The sequence below is a fragment of the Massilia sp. YIM B02763 genome (assembly GCF_030412015.1).
Classification (GTDB): domain Bacteria; phylum Pseudomonadota; class Gammaproteobacteria; order Burkholderiales; family Burkholderiaceae_D; genus Telluria.
This window is the reverse complement of record NZ_JASNRD010000001.1, coordinates 756582-779996: the sequence shown is the minus strand read 5'-3', so window position 1 is coordinate 779996 and position 23415 is coordinate 756582. Positions and strand designations below refer to the sequence as shown.

Below are 23415 nucleotides of genomic sequence, written 5' to 3'. Positions count from 1 at the left end.
CTCGGTCCCCATCGTCTAGAGGCCTAGGACATCACCCTTTCACGGTGAGTACCGGGGTTCGAATCCCCGTGGGGACGCCAGGTTGTACGGCAGCGTTGAAAAACGGCGCTGTGAGAAGTAAAGGCAGTATGTTATAGTGTTGTTTTCCCGTAGGGGGTATAGCTCAGCTGGGAGAGCGCTTGCATGGCATGCAAGAGGTCAGCGGTTCGATCCCGCTTACCTCCACCACGTAGGAAAAACAACAGTAACATGATGCAGTCCAGGGTCCCCATCGTCTAGAGGCCTAGGACATCACCCTTTCACGGTGAGTACCGGGGTTCGAATCCCCGTGGGGACGCCAAGAATTCGTAGTAAGGTTGTGCAAGGAGCCGCCTTGAGCGGCTTTTTTATTGAGTGCGGGCGGTTGTTTCCAGTAGCCCGCGCCAACAGCAGTAGCAATGGGGGTATAGCTCAGCTGGGAGAGCGCTTGCATGGCATGCAAGAGGTCAGCGGTTCGATCCCGCTTACCTCCACCAGTTTGTAAGTCGGGGCTCGGCGCCAGCGGTATGGCGGCGCGTGCTCCCGATGACAGTAGTCCGCGGTCCCCATCGTCTAGAGGCCTAGGACATCACCCTTTCACGGTGAGTACCGGGGTTCGAATCCCCGTGGGGACGCCAAAACACCACGGCGAGGCATCGGCGCCGTGTTTTTTGATGTAAGCTGCCGCTTAGTTTTAGGTCCCCATCGTCTAGAGGCCTAGGACATCACCCTTTCACGGTGAGTACCGGGGTTCGAATCCCCGTGGGGACGCCAAAACAACACGGCGAGGCATCGGCGCCGTGTTTTTTGATGTAAGATGCCGCTTAGTTTTAGGTCCCCATCGTCTAGAGGCCTAGGACATCACCCTTTCCCGGTGAGTACCGGGGTTCGTATCCCCGTGGGGACGCCAAAACACCACGGCGAGGCATCGGCGCCGTGTTTTTTGATGTAAGATGCCGCTTAGTTTTCGGTCCCCAGCGTCTAGAGGCCTAGGACATCACCCTTTCACGGAGAGTACCGGGGTTCGAATCCCCGTGGGGACGCCAGGATTTTTCGGCACGCAGCAGCAGGCGTGCCGCAGCAGCGACAGGTAGTAAAGCAGCAGCACAGTTTTAGGTCCCCATCGTCTAGAGGCCTAGGACATCACCCTTTCACGGTGAGTACCGGGGTTCGAATCCCCGTGGGGACGCCAGTATAAAGCCGGAGCAGACCAACGCGCATGCGCGGAAAGGTGCTCCGGCTTTTCTTTTGTCGCTGGTGCGGCGGCATCCGCTACAATGCGCTCCGCCTTCCGCTCCTCCTGGTTTCTCGTTTTCGTTTCGATTATGTCCCAGCACGATTCATTCCCCGCCACGCTCGCCATTTTCTGCAAGGTGGTCGACAACTATGGCGACATCGGCATCTGCTGGCGCCTGGCGCGCCAGCTGCGCGGCGAACATCGTATCGCCGTGACGCTGTGGGTCGACGACCTCGCCAGTTTCCGGCGCATCTGGCCGGCGGTCGCCGTCGACGCCGACGCGCAGACGGTGGAGGGCGTGCTGGTGCGCCACTGGCGCGGCCAGGACGGCGAAGTCGGCCCGGGCGAGGTGGCCGACATCGTGATCGAATTCTTCGGCGTCGACCTGCCGCCCGGTTATATCGCCGCGATGGCGCAGTGCACGCCGCGGCCCATCTGGATCAACTACGAGGGCTTGAGCGCCGAGGAATGGGTCGAAGGCTGCCATGCGCTGCCCTCCATGCATCCGCGCCTGCCCCTGACCAAGCATTTCTTCTTCCCCGGATTTACGGAAAAGACGGGCGGCCTGCTGCGCGAGCGGGACCTGCTGGCCGAGCGCGACGCCTTCCAGGCCGACCCGGGAGCGCAGGCCGCCTTCCTGGCGGGACTGGGCGTGACGGGGGAAGAGGTGGCCGCCTTCAAGACCAGCCTGTTCTGCTATCCGGACGCGCCGGTCGCGCCCCTGTTCGCGGCGTGGCGCACGGGCGGGCGCGATGTCACGTGCCTGGTGCCGGAAGGCGTGGCGCGCGAGCAGGTGCAGGATTTTCTCGGCGCGGAAGCGGTGGCCGGCGCCCATGCCACGCGCGGGCGCTTGACCGTGCGCGTGATCCCGTTCATGTCCCAGCGCGACTACGACCGCCTGCTGTGGGCCTGCGACTTCAACTTCGTGCGCGGCGAGGATTCCTGGGTGCGTGCGCAATGGGCCGGCCGGCCGTTCGTCTGGCACATCTACCGGCAGGACGGAAACTTGCATCATGTTAAACTTCGCGCGTTCCTGCAGAAGTACGCGCCGGGCCTGACGGGCTTGAACGAATTCTCCCTGCGCTGGAACGGCGCACGGGACCCCCACATGGACGAACACGCCGATTGGGCGCAATCCTGGTCGTCCCTGCAAGCCGATTTGCCAGGCATTTCACAGCGCAACGCCGCATGGCAGGCGCAGATGTTGGCAAACGGCGACTTGGTGAGCAACCTGTTGAATTTCGCCCGGTCGCTGCGATAGGCGGCGGCCAGGGAACATGGTATAGTGCTCGATTACTGCAACTCTCATTTGATCCAGACATTCCTATGAAACCCGCAAAAGAAATCCGTGTCGGCAATATCATCATGGTCGATGCCAAGCCGTTCATCGTGCTGCGCTCCGACGTCAACGGCTCGAGCCGCACGGGCTTCACCTACAAGTGGAAGATGAAGAATCTTCTGACCAACGCACCGCTGGAGAACGTGTTCCGCGGCGACGACAAGTTCGACGTCGTCGTCCTGGACAAGAAGCCGGTGACCTACTCGTACTTCGCCGATCCGCTGTACGTCTTCATGGATGAAGAATACAACCAGTACGAGATCGAAGAAGAAAACATGGGCGATGCCATCAACTACCTGAAAGACGGTATGGAATGCGAAGCCGTGTTCTACGACGGCAAGGCCATCTCGGTCGAACTGCCGATCACCATCGCACGCCAGGTCATCTATACCGAGCCGGCCGTCAAGGGCAACACCTCGGGCAACGTGATGAAGGAAGCCCGTCTGGAAAACGCCATCGAGGCGAAGCAGTTCACCATCCAGGTGCCGCTGTTCGTCAACCAGGACGACGTCATCGAGATCGACACCCGTACCGCCGAGTACAAGAAAGTCGTCCGCAACTAAGCTGACGCACTTCGAGAAAAACGCCGTCTCCGGACGGCGTTTTTTTTCGTCCGTCGGTTCGACACGTCGGCATGTCACATGGACAAGATCGATGCTATGCTAGCCCCATTATTTTTCTGGAGCAATGCATGGACCGCAGGGATTTCGTTCGACTCGGATTGGCAGCCGGCGCCGTGGCCGGTACGGCAGGCGCGGCGCGGGCGGCACAGGCTGCGGCGGGCAACGACGCCATCCTCGAAGCGGGCGCGCAGGAGCAGGGCGCGCAGATGCAGGCCGGCAAGCTGACGGCCGTGTCCCTGGCCGAGCGCTATCTCGCCCGCATCGCCGCCATCGACAAGGCCGGCCCGCGCATCAATGCCGTCATCGAACTGAATCCCGACGCGCTGCGCATCGCCGCCGAGCTGGACGCCGAGCGCAAGGCCGGGAAGGTGCGCGGCCCGCTGCACGGCATTCCCGTGCTGTTGAAGGACAATATCGCGACCGGCGACAAGATGAGCACCAGCGCCGGCTCGCTGGCGCTGGACGGCGTGCGCGCCAGCCGCGACGCCTTCGTCGCCGCGCGCCTGCGCGACGCGGGCGCCGTCATCCTCGGCAAGACCAATCTGTCGGAATGGGCGAACATGCGCTCGACGCATTCGGTCAGCGGCTGGAGCGGCCGCGGCGGCCTGACCCGCAATCCCCATGCGCTGGACCGCAATACCAGCGGTTCCAGCTCGGGCTCCGGCGCGGCGATGGCCGCCAGCCTGGCGACGCTGGCGGTGGGCACGGAGACCGACGGCTCCATCGTCTCGCCCGCGTCCACCTGCGGCATCGTCGGCATCAAGCCGACGCTGGGGCTGGTCAGCCGCAGCGGCATCATCCCGATCGCCCACTCGCAGGACACGGCCGGCCCCATGACGCGCAGCGTCGCCGATGCCGCGCTGCTGCTGGCCGCGCTCGCCGGCACCGACCCCCAGGACCCGGCCACCAAGGGCATCCAGGGCCGGCCGGACGACTACGTCGCCGCGCTGCGCCCGGACGGCCTGAAGGGCAAGCGCCTGGGCGTGGCGCGCAACTTCTTCGGCAGCAGCACGGCCGTCGACGCCGTCATCGAGAAAGAGCTGGCCGTGCTGAAGGCCCAGGGCGCCATCCTGGTCGACGTCGAGGTGCCGAACGTCGACAAGTACAACGACAGCGAGCTGGAAGTCCTGCTGGCCGAGTTTCGTCCCGACCTGGAGGCCTACCTGGCCGCCTACGCGCCGCATGCGTCCATCAAGACGATGGCCGACCTGATCGCGTTCAACGACAGGAACGCGGCGCGCGAGCTGCAGTTCTTCGGCCAGGAACACCTGGTCGCGGCCCAGGCCAAGCGGGGCCTGAACGACAAGGCCTACCGCGCCGCGCTGGCCAACAACCACCGCTACGCCCGCGACGAAGGCATCGACACGGTCATGGCCGAACGCCAGCTGGATGCCCTGGTCGCGCCGACCGGCGGCCTGGCCTGGCTGACCGATTTCATCAACGGCGACCACTACGGCGGCAGCTTCTCGTCGCCGGCGGCCGTGGCCGGCTATCCGCACGTGACGGTGCCGGCCGGGCAGGCGCACGGCCTGCCGGTCGGCATCTCCTTCGTGGGGACGGCGTGGTCGGACGCGGCGCTGATCGGCATGGCGTATGCGTACGAACAGGCCAGCAAGAGGAGGAAGGCGCCGGCGTTCGCGGCGTCGGTGAACCTCAAGGCATGACGCCTGCGCAGGGGTGACATGCCGACAGGGTTATCGTTGCGGCTTCGTCTTCGTCCCCACCCACGCGAACGCGCACGCGGCCGCCGCCGCCGCGCTCGCCGCGCATACGGCAAGCGCCACGTGGAACGGTCCTAGCAGCGCCTTGCCCTGCGCCGTCAGCACCAGCCCCAGCAAGGCCGTGGCGATCAGCCCGCCCGCGCGCGCGACGGCGCTGTTGAAGCCCGACGCCACGCCCGTATGGCTGCCGTCGACCGAGGACAGCACGGCCGTCGTCAGCGGCGAGGCCACGCAGGCCATCCCCACCGCGATCACGAGGATCGCCGGCAGCACCGTGGATGCATAGGAGCCGGCGCCGATGCGCATTGCCAGCAGGAAGCCGCCGGCCACGATCAGGGAGCCCGTCGCGAGCGGCAGGCGCGAGCCGATATTGCCGGCCACCCGGCCCATCAGCGGCGAGCCGATCGCCATCACGACGGGGAAGGGCAGCAGCGCGGCGCCGGCCTGCTTGGCCGAATAGCCGAGCGCCTCGATCAGGATGTAGGGCACCAGCAGCAGCAGCGCGCCGAGGGCGCCGTACAGCAGGAAGGTCATCAGGTTCAGGCCCGGGAAGCCGCGCGAGGCGAACAGCGCGACGGGCAGCATGGCGCGTTCGCCGGCGCGCCGCTCGACGGCCAGGAACGCCAGCAGGATCGCGGCGCCGGCCAGCATCGCCAGCCCGGACGCCAGGTCGACCCGCTTGTCGGCGGACGCCGCGGCCAGGCCCCAGGTCAGGGCGCCCAGGCCGAGGCTGGCCAGCAGCGCCCCGGGCGCGTCGAGCGCGGCGCGCTTGCCGCCCGCCGGCGCGGCCACGTAGCGCCAGCCCATGAACAGGGCGAGCGCCGCGATCGGCAGGTTGAGATAGAAGATGGCGCGCCAGCCCACGGCGTCGATCAGCCAGCCGCCCAGCAAGGGACCGATGGCGCCGGCGGCGGCGCCGGCCGCGGCCCAGATGCCGATCGCCCGTCCGCGCGCCTTGCCCGTGAAGGTGGCGCCGAGGATGGCCAGGCTGTTGGGCAGCACCAGCGCGGCGCCGAGGCCCTGCAGCACCCGTCCCGCCACGAGCAGCCCGAGCCCGGGCGCCAGCGCGCACAGCAGCGAGGCGAGGGCGAACACGGCGATGCCCGCCAGCAGGATGCGGCGCCGTCCGAAGCGGTCGCCGGCGGCCCCGCCCAGCAGCAGCAGGGCGGACAGCGGCAGCAGGTAGCCGTTGATCACCCAGGACAGGCCGGCGCCGCCCCCGCTCCCGATCAATTCGCGGCCGATGGCGGGCAGGCCCACATTGACGACGGAACCGTCGATGAAGGCAAGGCTGGTCGCGAGGATCGAGGTGGCGAGCACCAGCCGCGGATGGGCGCTGCGTTCGCCGGGCGGGGCGCCGGCTTCGCGCTCGGCCAGCGGGCGGTCGCAGTCGGTGGGGACGCTGCTCATCGCATGCCCGCGCCGTCAGCGCCTGGCGGCCTGCTTGGCCCGGGTGAACACGGGGCCCCACAGGGGGTGGCCATGTTCGCCCGGCGCCAGGTCGAAGGACGGGTCGAGGCGCAGCGCCTTGTCGAAGGCCTGGCGGCACTGGGCCGGGCGCGAGGTCACGCAGTAGCTGAACGCCGTGTACTTCAGTGCCGTCAGCCTGGTCGCGAGCGGACCGTTGTTGAGGTCGCGCGCGCCGAGCCGCTTGATCGCGCCGTCGTAGTCGCCGTCGTTGTAGAGGCGGATGCCTTCCTGCAGGCCGGCCGATTCCTTCGGCGGCGCATCGTCGCGGTCGCGCTGGCGCTCCCTCGGCCGCGCCGGCGCATCCCGTCCCGAGATGTCGCGCTCCACCACGGACGCTTTCGGATGGGCGCCGTTGCGGGCAGGCTTCTTGTCGAAGGCGGAAAATTCGGCGCAGCCGCCCAGCAGCAGCGTGGCGCCGAGGGCGAATGCGGTCAGGTGGGCGCGCCGGATGGTCATCGGTCTCCTTGGGGTGGGGGCGTCCTCGTGTCCTCGGCGAAGTCGACGGCGATCGTGCCGTCGCCCTCGGCCGTGTCGACGGTCAGTTCGCGGTCGTGGAAGTTGGGGTTGCTCACGCGTACGCTGTGCTTGCCGGGCGCCAGGTCGAGGCGCTTGATGGGCGGGCTGACGCCGCGGTCGACGCCGTCCACGTAGACCACGCCCCAGGGCTGGATCAGCAGCTTGTAGGCGGCGCCGCCGGCCGCGCCGGTGCCGCCCTGGCGGTGACCCGGATTGGCGGTGAAGCCCGGCGCGGGCGCGGCGCCCGGCGCGATGCCGGCCGCGGGTGTCTGTTGCACGGGCGCCGCGGGAGACGATGCCGGGAGGGCTGCCGGGGTGTCGGCCGGCGCGGGCGGCGCGGCCGGCGGGGCTGCGGCGGCGCCGGCGGGGGCATCGCCCGTCTGCGGCAGCGTCAGCACGATGTGGTCGAACGAGCCGGAATCGCGCAGCTCCGCCACCAGCGCCAGGACCAGCGCGACGAGCACGGCGGCGACGCCGGCCGCGAGGGCCCAGCGCTGCCAGCGGGAGAGGCCCGCGCCGCGGCGCGGCCGGCCGGGCGCGATCATCGCGGCGAGCGCGGCATCGGGCAAGGACGAGGAAATGCCGGGCAAGGGCGTGGATGCGACGGCGGCCGTTGCCGATGGATGGACGAGGCCCGCCGGTGGCAGGTCTGGCGCGGGGACGGATGCTTGCGGCATCGGCGCGTCGGGACCGTCGGTGGCGGCGGGTCTATCGGGCACGAGCGGAACATCGGGCACGAGCGGAACATCGGGCACGACCGGCACATCGGGCGCGGCGGGAATGGAGTCGGCGGGCATGGCCGCGACCCTGGCCTTCACGGGCGGCCCCAGCGGCACGATGCCCAGCAGCGCGCGCAATGCCTCGATCGTCCGGGGGCGGGCGGCGGGGTCGGGCGCCATGCAGCGGTCGACGGCCGTCTTCAGCGAGGCGCTGTAGCCGTCCAGGTCCGCACGTCCGTCCAGCGGGCCCAGCGGCGCGAGCTCGCGCGTGACGGCGTAGTGCACCACGCCCGCCAGCGCCGCCAGGTCGTCCGCCAGATTGCCTTCGGCGGCCGCGTCCGCGGTGGGGACCAGCAGGGGCTCGCCGTTGTCGTGGAAGACGATGGTGTCGGGCGTGATGGGGCGGTGGGGCATGCGCATCGCGTACTGCAGCTCGAGGGACTGCAGTACCTGGCGGAAGATCTTGCGGCACCAGACCTCGTTGACCTGGTCGGGACTGTACTCGACGATGTCCCGGACCGTACGGCCTTCGATGTGCTGGTGTTCGGCTCCGATGGTGGATAGGCTGGTCATTTTGTTAATCCTTGCCAAAATGATGCCAGATTTGCGGCTTCGGCGTGTGCCGTCCGCTCAACCGTGCGCGGCTGTTACAAACACCGCACAAGGTATACCTATCATGTCTCGCGCATTCACGTCTCAATAAAGCGCATCTTGAAGTTGCGTCCCTTGATCGTGCCGAAGTCCACGCCCAGCGGATTGCCGTTGTTCAGGCGGTCGAAGGCGTCCTGGGCCACGCGGCGGTCCAGCGCCACGTAGCTGACGAATTCGAAGATATTGATCTTGCCGACTTGTTCCTTCACGAGGCCGGCGTCGCCCGTCAGCGCGCCCAGCAGGTCGCCGGGACGCAGCTTGTCCTTCTTGCCGCCGGCGATGCACAGCGTCATCATCGGCGCCGGATCGGCGGCGCCGTCGCCGTCGTCCAGGTCCGCCAGCGTGCACCAGTCCGCCTCGATGCCCTGCATCTCCTCGATCAGGCGCACGAAGCGCTTCTCGTTGGGCGCGGCCAGCGTCACCGCCAGGCCCGTCTCGCCGGCGCGTCCCGTGCGGCCCACGCGGTGCACGTGCACTTCCGGATCCTTGGACACGTCGACGTTGATCACCAGCTCCAGGCCGGCCACGTCGATGCCGCGCGCGGCCACGTCGGTCGCGACCAGCACGGTGCAGCTGCGGTTGGCGAACAGCACCAGGGTCTCGTCGCGGTCGCGCTGTTCCATTTCGCCGTACAGCGCGCGCGCCGTGAAGCCCTGGGCGCGCAGCGCCTCGGCCAGTTCGCGGCAGCGCGCCTTGGTATTGCAGAAGGCGATCGCCGATTGCGGCTCGTAGTGGCGCAGCACGCGCGCGACGGCGTCTTCGCGCCCGTCGAAGCCGATCTCGACGAAGCTCTGGTCGATCTGGTTCGGCGCGTGCTGGGTCTCGACGGCCACTTCTTCCGGATCGGCCAGGAACTGTTCGGTGGCCTGGCGGATGTCGTCCGGATAGGTCGCGGAGAACAGCAGCGTCTGGCGGTGCTTCGGGCATTCACGCACGATGGCGGCGATCTCGTCGTAGAAGCCCATGTCGGTCATGCGGTCCGCCTCGTCCAGCACCAGCGTGCGCAGGCGCGCCAGGTCGAGCGTCTTGCGCTGCAGGTGGTCGCGGATGCGGCCCGGCGTGCCGACGACGATATGGGCGCCGAATTCCAGGCTGGCGATTTGCGGGCGCATCGAGATGCCGCCCGTTAGCGTGACGATCTTGACGTTGCCGATGCCGCGCGCCAGGCGGCGCAGCTCGCCCGCGACCTGGTCGGCCAGTTCGCGCGTGGGGCACAGGACCATGCCCTGGACGTCGAACAGCGCCGGGTTCAGGCGCAGCAGCATGCCGATGCCGAAGGCGGCGGTCTTGCCGCTGCCGGTCTTGGCCTGGGCGATCAGGTCGCGGCCCTGCAGGGCCAGCGGCAGGGTGGCCGCCTGCACGGGCGTCATCTGCTTGTAGCCCAGCTGGTCGAGGTTGGCGAGGAAGGGAGCGGCCAGCTGCAGGCTGGCGAAGGAGGTATCGGACATGGTCGGGGACGGCAAAGCCGCGCGGGCGCGGCACGAAAAAAACGCCGTCTTCGAGACAGCGCGACGAGTGATGCGAGGTAGTGTACGGCAGGCGCAGCCGGCTCGCTCAATCCGGCTGCCAGACCGGCAAGCCGGTCAGGTCGAGATTGGGATCGCGCTTCCAGACGGGCAGGCCGGTCGCATCCGTTTCTTCCAGCAGGGCCAGCTGTTCCTGCTTCAGGGCCACGCGGCGCGGGCGCGGACCGCGCTTCGCTTCCTGCGCAGGAGCGGGGACAACGGCATCGGTCGGCGCGGCAGGCTCGAAGCCCGGCAAGTCGAATGTCGCGTTGTCTTTCTTGTCTCTCATGCGCGGTAACACTGGATGCTGAAGCCACCTGAAGCCACGAAAGCCGGGCCCAGAAAACAAAAGCCCGGCTGCGAGAGTCGGGCTTCTGTAAGTATTTGGTTGCGGGGACAGGATTTGAACCTGTGACCTTCGGGTTATGAGCCCGACGAGCTGCCAGACTGCTCCACCCCGCGTCTGAGAACGTCATTGTATCCTAGACGCCGCCAAAGCGCAAACCGGAATTGCCGATGAGCTATTTCGCTTTCAAACGCCACAGCGATGTCACTTCGCGCATGCGCGCCTGGGCGAGCGGGTCGTCCGGGTCGCTGGCCTTCGGATGCGTGGGGCGGATGTCGTGGCGGCCGGCGACGGCCAGGCCCGCATCGTTGATCCAGCTCAGCAATTGCTCGCGCGAGCGCAGGCCCAGGTGCTCGGCCAGGTCGGAGACGATCAGCCAGCCTTCGCCGCCGTCCAGCAGGTGGTCCTTCAATCCCGCCAGGAAACCCTTGAGCATGCGGCTGTCCGGATCGTAGACGGCATATTCGATCGCCGAGCTGGGCTTGCCCGGCAGCCAGGGCGGATTGCAGACGACGAGGTTGGCGCGCCCTTGCGGGAACAGGTCCGCCTTCACCGGCTCGACTTGGGAGGACAAGCCCAGGCGGTCGATGTTGGCGCGGGCGCAGCCGAGCGCGCGCTCGTCCATGTCGGTGGCCAGCACGCCCTGCAGGCCGCGCCGCGCCAGCACGGCCGACAGCACGCCGGTGCCGGTGCCGATGTCGAACGCCATGGCGGCGCCCGGGGGCAGCGGCACCTGGGCCACGAGCTCGACGTATTCGCCGCGCACGGGCGAGAACACGCCGTACCAGGGGTGGATGCGCTCGTCCAATGCGGGGATGAACACGCCCTTTCGGCGCCACTCGTGGGCGCCGATCACGCCCAGCAGTTCGCGCAGCGACGCGACATACGGTTCATCGGCCGGGCCGTACGCTTCCATGCAGGCTTCGCGCACGTCCGGCGCGCGCCGCAGCGGGATGCCGTGGTCGGCCTCGAAGGGGATCAGGAGCATGGCCAGCGTGCGGGCGCGCTGCAGTTGCGCGAGGCGGTGGCGGTGGAACAGTTCGGTGGGCGTCGGCGCCGCCTTGGCGGCCTTCGCCTTCGCGGCCCGTTTGTTGCGCTCGCTCTTGCCGTCGACGCGGCGCACCAGCGCCTGCAGCAGCTGGCGCGCGTTCTGGAAGTCGCCGCGCCACAGCAGGGCGGTGCCGTCCAGCGCAAGGCGCCAGGCGGTGTCGGCGTTCATGGTGTCGTCGGCCAGCACGACCTTCTTCGGCGCCGGCCAGCCGCTTTCCGAGCGCCAGCGCGCCGAGCGTTCCTCGCCGTGTTCGATCCAGTGGATGCGCGCCGCGCCGTCAGGGGTGTTCATCGGGGCGATCAATGGTGGTGGTGCCAGTGCAGCTCGTTCGACTCGACGAAGGATTTCACCGCCTCGGCATTGCCGACGGCGTGGCGCTTGATCTCGCCGCAGTCGCAGATGCCCTGGTAGGGCGTGATGTGCGAGCAGGCCGAGGTTTGCTGGAGGAAGACCTTGACCGGCTTGGTGCACTTTGCGCACTTGAAGGTCAGGATACGGGCGGGTTTGGACATGGTAATCAACGCTGAAAATGAGTCACGTCGTCCCTGAGCAGGCAGGGACCCAATGCTGTGTGCGTTACGGCTGCGCTCGAGAAATTGGGTCCCTGCCTGCGCAGGGACGACGGCGGGAGGCGCATTTTAGCACCGCTTACTGCACGCCTCATTGCACCGTGATTGCGCTGCTGCCCCCGCCCGACGGCCGCACCAGCACCTTGGTCGCGATCCGCTCCGTCATCTCCTGCACGTGCGAGATCACGCCGACCTTGCGGCCCAGCGACTGCAACGCGTCCAGCGCGTCCATCGCCACGCCCAGCGTGTCGCTGTCGAGGCTGCCGAAGCCCTCGTCGATGAACAGCGATTCGACCTTGACCCGGTTCGAGGACAGCGAGGCCAGGCCCAGCGCCAGCGCCAGCGACACGAGGAAGCTCTCGCCGCCGGACAGCGAATTCACCGAGCGCACTTCGCCGCCCATGTCCTGGTCGCGCACCATCAGCGCCAGCGAGGGGCCGGACTGGCTGACGACCCGCTCCAGGCGGTAGCGCCGCGCCAGCTGGGCCAGGTGGGCGTTGGCGTAGCCGAGCAGGACGTCCAGCGTGAACTGCTGGGCGTAATTGCGGAACTTCTTGCCGTCGGCCGAACCGATCAGCTCCGCCAGCTTGGCCCAGCGGTCCTCGACGGCACGCTGTTGCTCGATCCCCGCCATCATCGCGCTGGCCCGCTCGCGCCGGCCGTCGTCCTCGCGGATGCGCACGGCCAGCGCCGCCGCCGTCTCGTGCACGCTATTCCGCGCGGCCTGCACGGTGCGCAGCAGCGCGGCGACGGCTTCCGCGTCTTGCGTATTCGCTTCTTGCGCCTTCGCTTCCTGCGCCGCCGCTTCCTGGCCGGGCGCCTCCGGCGGCAAGCCTTCCTGGTGCTGCATGCGCTGGGCGCGCCGTTCGGCCAGCACGGCGCCGGCCTGGCGCGCGCCCGCTTCCAGTTCCTGCAGGGCGGCGCGTTCCTGGGCGATCCAGCCCGCGCCCACCTGCAGCAGGGCGGCCAGCTGGGTCTCGTTCTCGACGGGTTCGAGGTGCGGTCCACCGCCGTCGAAGTCCTGTATCCAGGCCGCCAGGCGTTCCCCGGCATCGGCCAGTTCGCCCTGCAGGTCGGCGATGCGGCTCGTCGCCTGTGCCTGGGCGGCGCGCACGCGCGCTTCCTGTTGGGCCGCGTTCAGGCTCGCCGCCTGGCAGGCGTTCACGCCTTCGCGCGCGGCCTGCACGGCGGCGGCCAGCGCTTCCTCCACGGCGCCCACGGGCCGGCCCTCGAACAGCTGCGTGCGCTGGGCGCGGCGCGCCGCGAGGTCGCCATCGACCCGTTCGAATTCCGCGCCCGCCTCCTGCAGGCGGCGCGCGCCCGCATCGCAGCGGCTCGCCAGCGCCGCATGTTCGGCTTCCAGCGCGCCGATGGCGCCGGCCAGGCGCGCCTGGCGCTCGGCCCGTTCGCCGAAGGCGCGCGCTTCCTCGGCGCGGGCGGCGCGCCAGCCGGCCGGGTCGCGTTGCCACTGCGCCTGCCAGCCGTCGCCGATGGCGTCGGACAGCACCGGGTCCAGTTCCGCCAGCACGTCGGCCAGCGCGGCCGCGGCGGCGTCGCGGCGCGCGGCCAGCGCGGCGATGTCGGCGTCCATTTTCGCCAGCTGTCCCTGCGCGGCCTGGGCGGCATCGAGCAGGCGCGCATGTTCGCAGTTGGCGGCATCCCAGGCTTGCTGGGCGGCGTCGCGCGCCAGCACGGCGCGGCGCAAGTCGCCGTCGCGGCCGTCGAGCGCTTCGAGGTCGGCGCGCAGCGCGTCCATCTGCGCGGCGAACCAGCCGGCGCGCGCATCGCCCTCGGGCGCCTGGGCCGTGAGCGGGCTCTCGGCCCATTCGGCATCCAGCTCGGCCAGCAGCGTCGCCAGGCCGGCGCGTTCGCGCGCCAGCGCGGCCAGGCGTTCGCCGGCCGCGTCGAACGCGGCGCGCTGGTCGGCCTGCAGGTTCAGGTTGTCGCGCTGGGCGCGGCGCTGCCCGGCCAGTTCCCCGGCCAGGTTTTCCAGCACCGCATGCAGGCGGTCGTCCTGGTGGCGGTACGGGTGCTCCTCGCCGCCGCACACGGGGCAGGGCTCGCCGTCGACGAGCCGCGCGCGCAGCTTCTCGACGCCGTCCGCGCACGCCAGTTCCGCGTTCTTGAGCATGCGCTCGGCCTGGGCCACGGTGGCGTCGAGGGCGATGCCGGCGGCGCGCGCCGCTTCCAGGCCCCGCGCCGCATCGCCGCGCAGCCTGTCGTGCTGCGCGGCCTGCGTGTCCAGTTCGTCCAGGCGCGCGCGGCTCGTGGCCAGCGCCTGCCAGGTCTTGTCGAGCGAGGACAGTTGTGCTCGCCGCGCTTCCAGCGCGCGCCGTTCGGCCAGCAGCGCGTCGCCGTCGACGCCTTCCAGCACCCGGGCCGTCTCGCGCCGCGCCTCGTCGCGCATCTCCAGCAGTTCGATCGACGCGGACAAGGCGGTGGCCGTGCGCTGGGCCGCCGTGGCGGCTTGCCCGGCGCCGGCCTGCGCCTCGGCCAGCGCGGCGGCCGCCTGCGCATCCTGGCGCGCGGCCTGGGCGGCGTGCTGCAGGCGCTGGTCCCAGCGCGCCCACTGCGCCGCCAACGCCTGCAGGCGGCCCTGCGCGGCGAGCCAGTCGCCGGTCTCCCGCAGCGCGCGGCGGCAGCCATTCAGCTCGGCCGTCTTGGCGTGCAGGGCGGTGCGCGCCTGCGCGTCGTCGGCCTGGGCGGCGGCCAGCGACTGGCGCGCCGTGGCATGGGCCGGGGCCAGCGCCGTCAACGCGGCGTCGAGGGCCTTGGCTTCGTCCAGCAGGGGCTTGGCGGCGATCTGCGCGTCCTCGGCCGCCTCCAGCTTGCGCTCGGCGTCCATCAGGCCGCGCGCGGCCGCCTGCTGGGCGTCCAGGGCGCGGGCCAGCTCGTGTTCGGAGGAACCCAGCACGGCCTGGGCCTGGCGCTGCTCGTTGGCCAGGCGCGTGAGGTCGCCCACCAGCGCGCGCGCCGGCTGCACGGCGTCCAGCGTCGCCAGGCGCCGGCGGCGGTCCGCGGCCTCGTCGATCCGGGCGCCGGCGGCGGCCAGCGCCCCCTCGGCCTGCGCTTCGGCCGCGCGCAGGCGTTCCAGCTCCTGGTGCCAGCGCAGCCGGCGCTCCAGCGCGTCGCGGCGCGCGTCGGCGTCGCGCAGCTGCGCCTGGGCCGCCGCGTGGTCTTCGTCCAGCTGGCTGCGCTCGGCGGGGGCGAGCGGCGCCTGGTCGTGCAGGCGCGCCGTCAGGCGGCGCAGCGCCTCCTGCTCCTGGCGCCAGCGCTCGAAGGCGCGGCGCGAGATGTCGCTGTAGACGGCGCTGCCCGTCAGCGTTTCCAGTAGCTCGCCGCGCTCGTTCTCGTCGGTGCGCAGGAAGGCCGAGAATTCGTTCTGCGCCAGCAGCACGGAACGGGTGAACTGCTCGAACGACAGGCCGATGCGGCGCTCGATCTCGCCCAGCACCTCGGTCTTCGTACCGCCAAGCGCCAGCAGGCCGGGCAGCGTGTGCAGGCTCATGGTCGACGGCTGCAGCGCGCCCGAGGCGCGGTTGCGCGAGCGGCGCACGCTCCAGCGCGCGCGGTAGCGCTGGCCGTCGTTGCCGATGAAGTCGACTTCCGCGAACGCGTCCGCGCTGCCGCGCCGCAGCAGCGTGCGGCGGTCGGCCACGGACAGCGTTTCCTCGCCGACGTCGGGCAGGTAGTTGCCCACGCGCGGCCCCTTGATCAGGCGCGGCGTGGCGTCGTACAGCGCCAGGCACAAGGCGTCGAGCAGAGTGCTCTTACCCGCGCCGGTCGGTCCGCTGATGGCGAACAGGCCGCTCGAGGCCAGCGGTTCCGCCTCGAAGTCGACCTCGAAGTCGCCCGCCAGCGAGGCCAGGTTCTTGCCGCCGATGCGGAGGATCTTCATGCAGCCTCCTTGCCGTCCGCCTTGCCGTCTTCAGGCAGGAGCAGCTCCGCGAACGCTGCCAGCTGGTCGTCCGGCGCATCCTCGCCGAAGCGCTGCTGCCACAGGCGGCGGAAGATGTCGTCCGGCTGCAGCTGCGCCAGCTGGTCCAGGCTCAGCGCCGGCTCGATGCCGGCGCTGGTGACGACGCGGCGGGTCGGCTCGATCTTCGCCAGGCGCACGGGCTTGCCTTCCAGCGCCGCCTCGACCTGGGCGCGCAGGCCCGGTTCCGGACCGTCCAGCAGCACCCGTACTTCGAGGTAGGGCCAGGCATGCGGCGGCGCGTCGGGCAGGTCCAGGCCCACCAGCTCGGCGATCACTTCCTTCAACGGCGCCGGCTTGGCCGGCACGCGCAGCAGCTCGACGGCGCGCGGCACGAACAGCGGCTCGATGGCGCCGGCCCGGGCGCCGTCCAGGTCGATGCGCAGCACCTGGTGCCGGTAGCCGACCTCGGAAAACGACAGCGGCAGCGGGCTGCCGGAATAGCGCAGGTGTTCCTGCTTGCCGACGCGCTGCGCCAGGTGCAGGTGGCCCAGCGCGGCATAGGCGGTATCGGCATCGAACATCGACGCCGGCAGCGCCTCGGTGCCGCCGATGACGATGCGGCGCTCGGAATCCGGCGACGCGTCGCCGCCGACCATGTGGCAATGACCCATCGCGACGATCGCCTCGCCGTTCGTCGCGCGTTCCTTCGCCAGCGCGTGGGCCTGGCGGTAGAGCAGGGCGATGCCGGCCAGGTAGGCGTCGAAGGCGTCGGCCTGCCCGTCCTCCTCACCGTCGACGGCTTCGCGCACGATGCGCGGCACGTCGCCCGGGCGCAGGAAGGGCACGGCCACGCACCAGGCCCGCACCGTGCCGTCCTTGCCAGTCAGCGGCACCAGCAGGCGTTCCAGGTCGATCTCGCCGTCCGGCCCGCGCACGACGTTGCCGACCACGCGCGTGCCGTGCGCTTCCAGCAGCGGCCCCGGGGCTTCCAGGCGGCCGGCGGAATCGTGGTTGCCGGCGATGACGACGATGTCGAGTTGCGGCGCGCGCGCGCGGGCCTGCTGCAGGAAACGGTAGAGCTGGCGCTGCGAGGCCGCCGACGGATTCGCATTGTCGAACACGTCGCCCGCGATCAGGAGGGCGTCGATCTGCTGTTCCACGAGGGTGTCGAGCAGCCAGTCGAGGAAGCGCTGGTGTTCGTAGGTCCGGTCGAAATTGTGCAGGGTCTGGCCGAGGTGCCAGTCGGAGGTGTGCAGCAGCCGCATGGGTTTGATTGGATACAACGGAAGGGGTGGCTAAGTAGTCGTCCAGAAATAAATGTGAGTTTTGGCGAACAGAACCGGATGCGATGCAAGGCGGGGACCGCGCCGCAGTGCGAGCACTGCAAGTGGGAGCCAACGCAGCAGCGCGCCGGTTCTGGAGGCCAAAAACACATTTATTTCTGGATGAGTACTTAGTATAGGCGAGAGCGCGCCGGCCTGTAAAAGTTCTTGGACGTGGCGGGCAATCATGTCGTTCCGTCATTAGAATGATGGCATGACCGATCTCATCCTATCCCCGGCGGGCGCCCGCGCCCTGCACCTCGCCGCGCAAGGCATGCTGCAAGCGCGCCGCGCCCGCGCGACGAAAGACGACGTGCTGGCCGCGATCCGGCGCATGGGCGTCCTGCAGATCGACACCATCAGCGTCGTCGCGCGCAGCCCCTACCTGGTGCTGTGGAGCCGCCTGGGCGATTATGACCCGTGCTGGCTGGATGATCTGCTGGCCGAGGGTCGGCTGTTCGAGTACTGGGCCCACGAAGCCTGCTTCATTCCCATCGAGGACTATGGCCTGTACCGCCACCGCATGATCGATCCCGGCTCGCTCGGCTGGAAGTACGCGGGCGCCTGGATGCTCGAGCACCCGGACGAGGTCGAGCGGGTGCTGGAACACATCCGCGAGCACGGCCCGGCGCGCTCGGCCGACTTCGAGCGCAGCGACGGCCAGGCCGGCGGCTGGTGGCAATGGAAGCCGGAAAAGCGCGCCCTGGAGGTGCTGTTCACGGCCGGCGTGCTGATGATCGCGCGGCGCCACAACTTCCACCGCGTCTACGACCTGGCCGAACGCGTGCTGCCCGGCTGGGACGACGCGGCCATGCCCTCGCTGGCGGACACGCGGCGCAGCTTCGTCCTGCGCGCCGCCAGGGCGCTGGGCGTGGCGAAGGCGGCCTGGATTCCCGACTACCACCGCACGCGGCCGCCGCATGTCCGCCTGGACGCGCTGGCCGACGAAGGCTTGCTGCTGCGCGCCCGCGTCGACGGCTGGAAGGAACCCGTGTTCGTCCATCCCGACCATGCCGCGCTGCTCGAGCAGGCCGCCGCCGGCAAGCTCGCGCCGACCGCGACCAGCGTGCTGTCGCCGTTCGACCCCATCGTCTGGGACCGGCGCCGCGCGCAGGAACTGTTCGGCTTCGACTACCGCCTGGAATGCTATACGCCGGCAGACAAGCGCCGCTACGGCTACTTCTGCCTGCCGCTGCTGCGCAAGGGCCGGCTGGTCGGGAGGATCGACGCCAAGGCGCACCGCAAGGCCGGTGTGTTCGAAGTGAAGTCGCTGGCGCTGGAGCCGGGCGTGCGCATCGGGGAAGGCCTGCTGCGCGACCTGGCCACGGCCATCCTGCGCTGCGCGCGCTGGCACGGCTGCGCGCAGGTGACGCTGGCGCACGCGGCACCGGACGGGGTGGCGGCGCCGCTGCGGGCAAGCTTCGACGCGGCGGGCGGGCCGCCATGAAATTCGATATCTACGGCCGCTTCCAGGTCGAGGTGGAGCGCGAGCACGACGTCTGGCGTGTCTATCGCCGGGACGCCGGCAAGCGGGTGCGCCTGGAGGAGCTGGTAATTCCCGCGCACCTGGCCGACGATGAGATCATCGTCTACCTGGACGATATCTTTCACGAGCTGGCGCGTCCGGGACGGGAGATCGTGCACATGCGGGCCCAGGCCGGGGACGAGCCTTCGCCGTGAGGCTTCTCCAGCTCAGCCGCCGGCCAGCCTGACGGTCAGCGGCTGGCCGGCCCGCAATCCCGACGATGCCGCGTCCGGCTGCGCCTCGACGAGGAACACGGGGCCGGGGCGGTCCGGTTCCGGCCGGTGGGCGACGAAGCTGACCCGGGCCGGCAGGCCGTCGCCGCAGCCGTCGCAGGCCAGCACGACGGCACGGCCCGGCGCCAGCGCGTCCAGGCGCTCGCGCGGCACGTAGAAACGGGCGCGCAGCTGGCGCTGGGCGAGCAGGCTCAGCACGGGCTGGGCGGCGGCCACCGTGTCGCCGGCGCGCACCATCACCTCGGCCACCTCGACGTCGTCCGGCGCCGTGCGCACTTCCTGGCCGGCGAGGGCGAACAGGGGCGCCCCGGCGGCCACGCGCTCCCCGCGCTGGACGTAGACGCGCTCGACGCGGCCGGCCTCGACGCTGGCGAAGGGCACCGCCTCCGCCTCCGCATAGGCGGCATACCCGTCGGCCGGTCCGGGGCGCGGGCTGCAGGCGGCCAGCAGCAGGGTAGGCAGAAGCAGGAGGGCGGTGGCAGACGTGCGTTTCATCGAGACGGCGGAGGCGGGCAGGGACCGGAACGCGCCACATTAGCACGGGGGATCCCTCTGCTGGCCATCCGTTACGGTTTGTTATAGATCAAACGACGCCCGCCCTGCCTCCTTACACTAAAACCTTTCGGGCCGACGACAACGACATATTCCCGCAGGCCTGGCCATCAACCTTCCCGTCCAGGTTTCCGTGCCGCATTATTCGCGGCCGGGATCCGATATGGCGAAAAGACTCGTGGAGACCGAATGCTGACGTCGACTTACACCCTCGTTGCCTTGTCCGTCGAGCAAACGACGGCACGTAGCGCACTGCAATCGCTGCTGGACGACCTGTATGCGTTGCCCGGCGATTTCGCCACCCTGGCCGCCGGCCGGGCTGCCCAGCTGTGCGGCGCGTTACGCCGCATCTACGACGATTGCCACTGGCGCAAGCTGGACAAATTCCTCGTACCGGCGCTGCGGCGCTGCACCGAAGCGGCCGACGGCCTGCTGCGCGAACTCGAGCAATTGAGCATGCACGCGGCCGAGGCGATGGCCGCGGCCGAGGCCTGCATCGGCGCCGGCGGGCGGGCGGTCCAGCGCGCCCCGTTCCAGGCCGCCGTGGAGCGCTGCGTGGCGGCCCTGCGCCACCGCCTGGAACGCGAAGAGCATGAATTGTTCCCGCTGGCGCGCAGCCGGGTCGGGCGCGATGCCTGGTTCGCCATCGCCAACCAGATGCTGGCCCACGACGCCTATGCCCAGGAACGGCGCACGGCGCCGCGCCAGCGGCGTTCCGCCATCGATCCGCCCGGCGCGGCGATGATCGGGCGCATGGCGGAGGAGCGGCGGCTCGAGCACCGGGAGGAGCGCCGCCAGTCGGTCCTGCTCATGCATTGATGATCGCGCCGGCGTCCCGGGCAAGCGGGCCGGTCGCACGCGCCAGTCCGGCGGCGCGAAGCCATCAGGGTTCTTTGTTATGATGGCGATTTTGGAAGTGCGATTTCATCATGTTCGAGTTCCTATTCAAGCGGCCGAATGGTGGCAAACCCGGCGGCAAACCCGGAGACAAGTCCGGCGACAAGCCGGCCGGGCAGGAGCGCGGAGCGCCGGCCGCGGGCGCACCGGCCGCCGGGAAATCGGCCGCGCCTGCCAAAACGCCTGCCGCGGGGCCGGACGGGGCGCACGCGTCCCAGCGCGCCCTGCAAGCCGAGCGATTGAGCCGGATCGGCGGCGACGAGGCCGCCGCGGTGGAATTCATCCTGCAATGCGAATTTTCCGAACTGCGGCTCGCCGCCGCCGAATTCGTCCATAGTCCGGCCCTGGTCGAGCGCGTCCATACGGCGATGCGCAATACCGACCGCCGCGTCGCCAAGCTGATGCAGGGGCGCCTCGATGCCCACCGCCACCGCCAGGCCGAGCACCGCCGCGGCGAAGCCGCGCTCGAGCATGCCCGCGCGCTGCAGGCCGATGCACTGCTGACCCCGAACCACGTGGCCGAACTGGACCGCGAATGGTCCGTCATTTCCGCGCCCGAGCTGCAGGACGATTTCCAGGCCGTGCGCGCCGCGCTGGCCGCGCGCCTGGAAGCGCAGGTGCAGCTGCAGCGCGCCATGATCGACCGCCTGGCCGCATTGCGCCGCCTGGGCGCGGAGAACCTGCCCGCCGCCGAGCTGGCCGGCCGCATCGAGGTGCTGGCCCAGGAGCAGGCGCTGGCGCTGCAGGCGCCCGAGCATGCCTCGCTGCCGCGTGGCCTGGTGACGGAATTCGGCGTGGAGCAGCAGAAGCTGCTGGCCAGCCTGCAGGCGCTGGAAGCGGGACAGGCCGCCGCCGCGGCGCGCGCCGCCTTCCTCGACGCCCAGGGCGCCAGGCCCGTGGCCGAGTTGAACGCGGATGCCCTGCGGCGCGAATGGAAGGCGTTGCCGGCGTTGGCGCAGGACGAGCAGGGCGCCGAATTGCAGCGCCGTTTCGATGCGCTGCTGGCGTCGCTGCCGCAGCCGGAAGGCCGCAAGCCGAAGGAGCCGCGCGAGCACAAGCCGGCGAAGGATGCGGCCCAAGCGGCGGCGGCCGGCCAGGAACGCATCAAGCCGCGCGGCGCCGACCAGCACTTCATCGACACGATGGAGGCGATGGAAGCCGCGTTGCAACAGGGATCGCTGGGCACGGCCGCCGAGCTGGACAAGACCCTGAAGGAAGCGAAGGACAAGGGCATGCGCCTGACGCCCGCGCAATCGGACCGCCTGGCCCACGTGCGCGCCGAACTGAAGCGCCTGTCCGACTGGGCGCGCTGGGGCGGCAACGTCTCGCGCGAGGAACTCATCAAGAGCGTCGAGGCGCTGCCCACGCAGAACCTGGCGATGGCCGAGCTGGCCAAGAAGGTCGGCAGCATGCGCGACCGCTGGAAGGCCCTCGACAGCCTGTCCGGCGCCGCGCCGAAAAGCCTGTGGGAGCGCTTCGACGCCGCCTGCACGGCCGCCTATGCGCCGGCCGCCGCCCACTTCCGCCACCTGGCCGACGAGCGCCACGCGAACGCGGCGCGCGGCCGGGCGCTGGTCGATGAAGCGAATGCCGAGGTCGCCCGCCTGCAGGAAGGCGGCACCGACTGGAAGCACCTGGCGAGCGCGGTTCAGCGCCTGCGCCTGGCGTGGAGCCACCTGGGCGCCATCGACCGCAAGGAAAAGAAGCGCCTGGACGGCCTGTTCTCCGAGGCCCTGAACGTGCTGCAGGCGCCGCTGGAAGCGCAGCGCAAGGACGAGATGGGGGAACGCGAGCGCATCATCGAGGAAGCGGCCGCGATCGACCCGCACGATCGCCACGCGCTGGACGCCATGCGCGCGCTGCAGGCGCGCTGGCAGGAGCATGCGCGTGCGCTGCCGCTGGAGCGCAAGGCCGAGCAGGCGCTGTGGCAGCGCTTCCGTGCCGTCTGCGACGACGTGTTCCAGCGCCGCAAGGAAAGCATGCACGAAGCCGACATCGAGCGCCGCGCCCACGAAGCCGCCAAGGAAGCGATCAGCGCGCGCCTGGAAGCGGCCGCCGCCGACGTCACCCCGGCCACGGCCGGCAAGCTGCTGCGCGATGCCCAGGCCGAATGGCAGGCGATCGGCCCGGTGCCGCGCGCCCACGAAGCGCGCGTCGAGAAGCGCTACCACGCGGCCGTGGCCGCCGTGCAGCACGGGCTGGACCAGGCGCGCCGCGCCGCCGGCGTGGCCCAGGCGGGCAAGCTGCGTGACAAGCTGCGCCTCGTGCAGGAGCTCGAGCAGGCCGTCGCGTCCGGCAGCGCCCCTGCGGAAGGCCAGGACTGGGAAGGGCGCTGGCGCGCCTTGCCGGCCCTGGACGCGGCGCTGGATGCCGCGCTGCGCACCCGTTTCGACGCCGCGCTGCGCGCGCTGGACGGCGATGCGGCGGCGCGCGGCGCCCACGCGGACCTGCTGGCCCGCAACCGCGAGACGCTGCTGCACGACCTGCTGCGCCTGGAGATCGGCGCCGGCATCGACAGCGGCCCGGAATTCGCGCGCGAGCGCCTCAAGCTGCAGGTCGAGGTGCTGCAATCCTCGCTGGGCGGGGGCAATGGCGCCGCCAACGGACAGCGTGGCGGCAAGGGGGCGGGCAAGGACGGCGATGCCGCCGCCCGCCTGCGCGCGCTGTATGCGTTGCCGGCCCTGATGGACGCGCGCACGGCATCGCGCATCGACCAGTTGTCGGTGCGCCTGGCAAAGGAGATGGCATGATCGAAGTAAGGGTGCAGGCCGAGGATTTCGACCTGGGCGCCGAAATCGCGCGCCTGCGCGCGGGCGACCCGCGCATCGGCGCGGTGGTGAGTTTCGTCGGCACGGTGCGCGACATGAACGACGGCGACCAGGTCGCCGAGCTGGAGCTGGAACACTATCCCGGCATGACCGAGCGCTCGCTCGAGGACATCGTCGAGCAGGCGCGCGCGCGCTGGCCGCTGTACGGCGCGCTCGTCATCCACCGCATCGGGCCGATGGCGCCGCTGGACCAGATCGTGCTGGTGGCCTGCAGCGCGGCGCACCGCGGCGAAGCCTTCGCCGCCTGCGAGTTCATCATGGACTACCTCAAGACCGACGCCCCGTTCTGGAAGAAGGAACAGACCCCGAACGGCGCGCGCTGGGTCGACGCCCGCGTCACCGACGACGCGGCCAAGGCCAAGTGGGCGCGTTGA

18 protein-coding genes and 10 tRNA genes are annotated in these 23415 nt (G+C 70.1%); 17 read left to right on the top strand and 11 right to left on the bottom strand.

Annotated elements, in window-relative coordinates; genetic code table 11:
- Positions 1 to 4 precede the first annotated feature (4 nt).
- From QPK32_RS03380 to QPK32_RS03325, 12 genes are all read left to right on the top strand, one after another.
- Positions 5 to 80, top strand: a tRNA-Glu gene (locus QPK32_RS03380).
- 72 nt (positions 81 to 152) lie between these two features.
- Positions 153 to 228: transfer RNA gene (locus QPK32_RS03375), tRNA-Ala, on the top strand.
- A 36-nt stretch (positions 229 to 264) separates the two neighbouring features.
- Positions 265 to 340: transfer RNA gene (locus QPK32_RS03370), tRNA-Glu, on the top strand.
- Positions 341 to 439: 99 nt separating this feature from the next.
- A tRNA-Ala gene (locus QPK32_RS03365) sits at positions 440 to 515 on the top strand.
- 65 nt (positions 516 to 580) lie between these two features.
- Positions 581 to 656, top strand: a tRNA-Glu gene (locus QPK32_RS03360).
- 60 nt (positions 657 to 716) lie between these two features.
- Positions 717 to 792, top strand: a tRNA-Glu gene (locus QPK32_RS03355).
- Between the two features lie 60 nt (positions 793 to 852).
- A tRNA-Glu gene (locus tag QPK32_RS03350) sits at positions 853 to 928 on the top strand.
- A 60-nt stretch (positions 929 to 988) separates the two neighbouring features.
- A tRNA-Glu gene (locus tag QPK32_RS03345) sits at positions 989 to 1064 on the top strand.
- A 70-nt stretch (positions 1065 to 1134) separates the two neighbouring features.
- A tRNA-Glu gene (locus QPK32_RS03340) sits at positions 1135 to 1210 on the top strand.
- A gap of 133 nt (positions 1211 to 1343) precedes the next feature.
- Positions 1344 to 2516, top strand: a complete 1173-nt coding sequence (gene earP / locus QPK32_RS03335) for an elongation factor P maturation arginine rhamnosyltransferase EarP (RefSeq protein WP_290411340.1) — start codon at positions 1344 to 1346, stop codon at positions 2514 to 2516.
- 65 nt (positions 2517 to 2581) lie between these two features.
- The gene (locus QPK32_RS03330; protein ID WP_290411339.1) at positions 2582 to 3157 is read left to right on the top strand and encodes an elongation factor P; all 576 of its coding nucleotides are present in this window, start codon (positions 2582 to 2584) and stop codon (positions 3155 to 3157) included.
- A 128-nt stretch (positions 3158 to 3285) separates the two neighbouring features.
- Positions 3286 to 4881 (top strand): amidase, encoded by a 1596-nt coding sequence (locus QPK32_RS03325; protein ID WP_290411338.1) that lies wholly within the window; start codon positions 3286 to 3288, stop codon positions 4879 to 4881.
- Positions 4882 to 4911: 30 nt separating this feature from the next.
- Here QPK32_RS03325 and QPK32_RS03320 read toward each other — a convergent pair whose 3' ends face one another.
- The 10 genes from QPK32_RS03320 to QPK32_RS03275 form a co-directional block, all read right to left on the bottom strand.
- On the bottom strand, positions 4912 to 6348 hold the full coding sequence (locus tag QPK32_RS03320) for an MFS transporter (protein WP_290411337.1): 1437 nt from the start codon (positions 6346 to 6348) through the stop codon (positions 4912 to 4914).
- Between the two features lie 15 nt (positions 6349 to 6363).
- Positions 6364 to 6864 carry a TssQ family T6SS-associated lipoprotein gene (locus tag QPK32_RS03315; protein WP_290411336.1) on the bottom strand — a complete coding sequence of 167 codons (501 nt, stop codon included), beginning with the start codon at positions 6862 to 6864 and terminating at the stop codon, positions 6364 to 6366.
- Complete coding sequence (locus QPK32_RS03310) at positions 6861 to 8216, bottom strand: PEGA domain-containing protein (RefSeq protein WP_290411335.1); 1356 nt, start codon at positions 8214 to 8216, stop codon at positions 6861 to 6863. Before QPK32_RS03310 ends, QPK32_RS03315 begins: the two co-directional genes overlap by 4 nt.
- A 116-nt stretch (positions 8217 to 8332) precedes the next feature.
- Complete coding sequence (dbpA, locus tag QPK32_RS03305; RefSeq protein ID WP_290411334.1) at positions 8333 to 9742, bottom strand: ATP-dependent RNA helicase DbpA; 1410 nt, start codon at positions 9740 to 9742, stop codon at positions 8333 to 8335.
- A 106-nt stretch (positions 9743 to 9848) separates the two neighbouring features.
- Positions 9849 to 10088 (bottom strand): hypothetical protein, encoded by a 240-nt coding sequence (locus tag QPK32_RS03300; protein WP_290411333.1) that lies wholly within the window; start codon positions 10086 to 10088, stop codon positions 9849 to 9851.
- A gap of 96 nt (positions 10089 to 10184) precedes the next feature.
- Positions 10185 to 10261 (bottom strand) — tRNA-Met (locus QPK32_RS03295).
- 59 nt (positions 10262 to 10320) lie between these two features.
- Positions 10321 to 11487: a class I SAM-dependent methyltransferase gene (locus QPK32_RS03290; protein ID WP_290411332.1), complete on the bottom strand. Its 1167-nt coding sequence runs from the start codon at positions 11485 to 11487 to the stop codon at positions 10321 to 10323.
- An 8-nt stretch (positions 11488 to 11495) separates the two neighbouring features.
- On the bottom strand, positions 11496 to 11708 hold the full coding sequence (locus QPK32_RS03285; RefSeq protein WP_290411331.1) for a hypothetical protein: 213 nt from the start codon (positions 11706 to 11708) through the stop codon (positions 11496 to 11498).
- 148 nt (positions 11709 to 11856) lie between these two features.
- Positions 11857 to 15663: an AAA family ATPase gene (locus tag QPK32_RS03280; protein WP_290411330.1), complete on the bottom strand. Its 3807-nt coding sequence runs from the start codon at positions 15661 to 15663 to the stop codon at positions 11857 to 11859.
- Positions 15660 to 16949, bottom strand: coding sequence for an exonuclease SbcCD subunit D C-terminal domain-containing protein (locus QPK32_RS03275; protein WP_290411329.1), 1290 nt, complete (start codon positions 16947 to 16949; stop codon positions 15660 to 15662). The genes QPK32_RS03280 and QPK32_RS03275 overlap by 4 nt, the downstream gene beginning before the upstream one ends.
- A gap of 271 nt (positions 16950 to 17220) precedes the next feature.
- Between QPK32_RS03275 and QPK32_RS03270 the strand changes: the two genes are divergently transcribed.
- Positions 17221 to 18453: a winged helix-turn-helix domain-containing protein gene (locus QPK32_RS03270; RefSeq protein ID WP_290411328.1), complete on the top strand. Its 1233-nt coding sequence runs from the start codon at positions 17221 to 17223 to the stop codon at positions 18451 to 18453.
- Positions 18450 to 18686, top strand: a complete 237-nt coding sequence (locus tag QPK32_RS03265; RefSeq protein WP_290411327.1) for a hypothetical protein — start codon at positions 18450 to 18452, stop codon at positions 18684 to 18686. The genes QPK32_RS03270 and QPK32_RS03265 overlap by 4 nt, the downstream gene beginning before the upstream one ends.
- 12 nt (positions 18687 to 18698) lie before the next feature.
- Here the strand turns inward: QPK32_RS03265 and QPK32_RS03260 are convergent, their stop codons facing one another.
- Positions 18699 to 19259 carry an HlyD family efflux transporter periplasmic adaptor subunit gene (locus QPK32_RS03260; RefSeq protein WP_290411326.1) on the bottom strand — a complete coding sequence of 187 codons (561 nt, stop codon included), beginning with the start codon at positions 19257 to 19259 and terminating at the stop codon, positions 18699 to 18701.
- Positions 19260 to 19505: 246 nt separating this feature from the next.
- Between QPK32_RS03260 and QPK32_RS03255 the strand changes: the two genes are divergently transcribed.
- The 3 genes from QPK32_RS03255 to moaE all read left to right on the top strand — a co-directional run bounded on the left by QPK32_RS03255 (position 19506) and on the right by moaE (position 23415).
- Positions 19506 to 20135, top strand: coding sequence for a hemerythrin domain-containing protein (locus QPK32_RS03255; RefSeq protein WP_290411325.1), 630 nt, complete (start codon positions 19506 to 19508; stop codon positions 20133 to 20135).
- Positions 20136 to 20245: 110 nt separating this feature from the next.
- Positions 20246 to 22963, top strand: a complete 2718-nt coding sequence (locus tag QPK32_RS03250; RefSeq protein WP_290411324.1) for a DUF349 domain-containing protein — start codon at positions 20246 to 20248, stop codon at positions 22961 to 22963.
- Positions 22960 to 23415, top strand: a complete 456-nt coding sequence (gene moaE, locus QPK32_RS03245; protein ID WP_290411323.1) for a molybdopterin synthase catalytic subunit MoaE — start codon at positions 22960 to 22962, stop codon at positions 23413 to 23415. Before QPK32_RS03250 ends, moaE begins: the two co-directional genes overlap by 4 nt.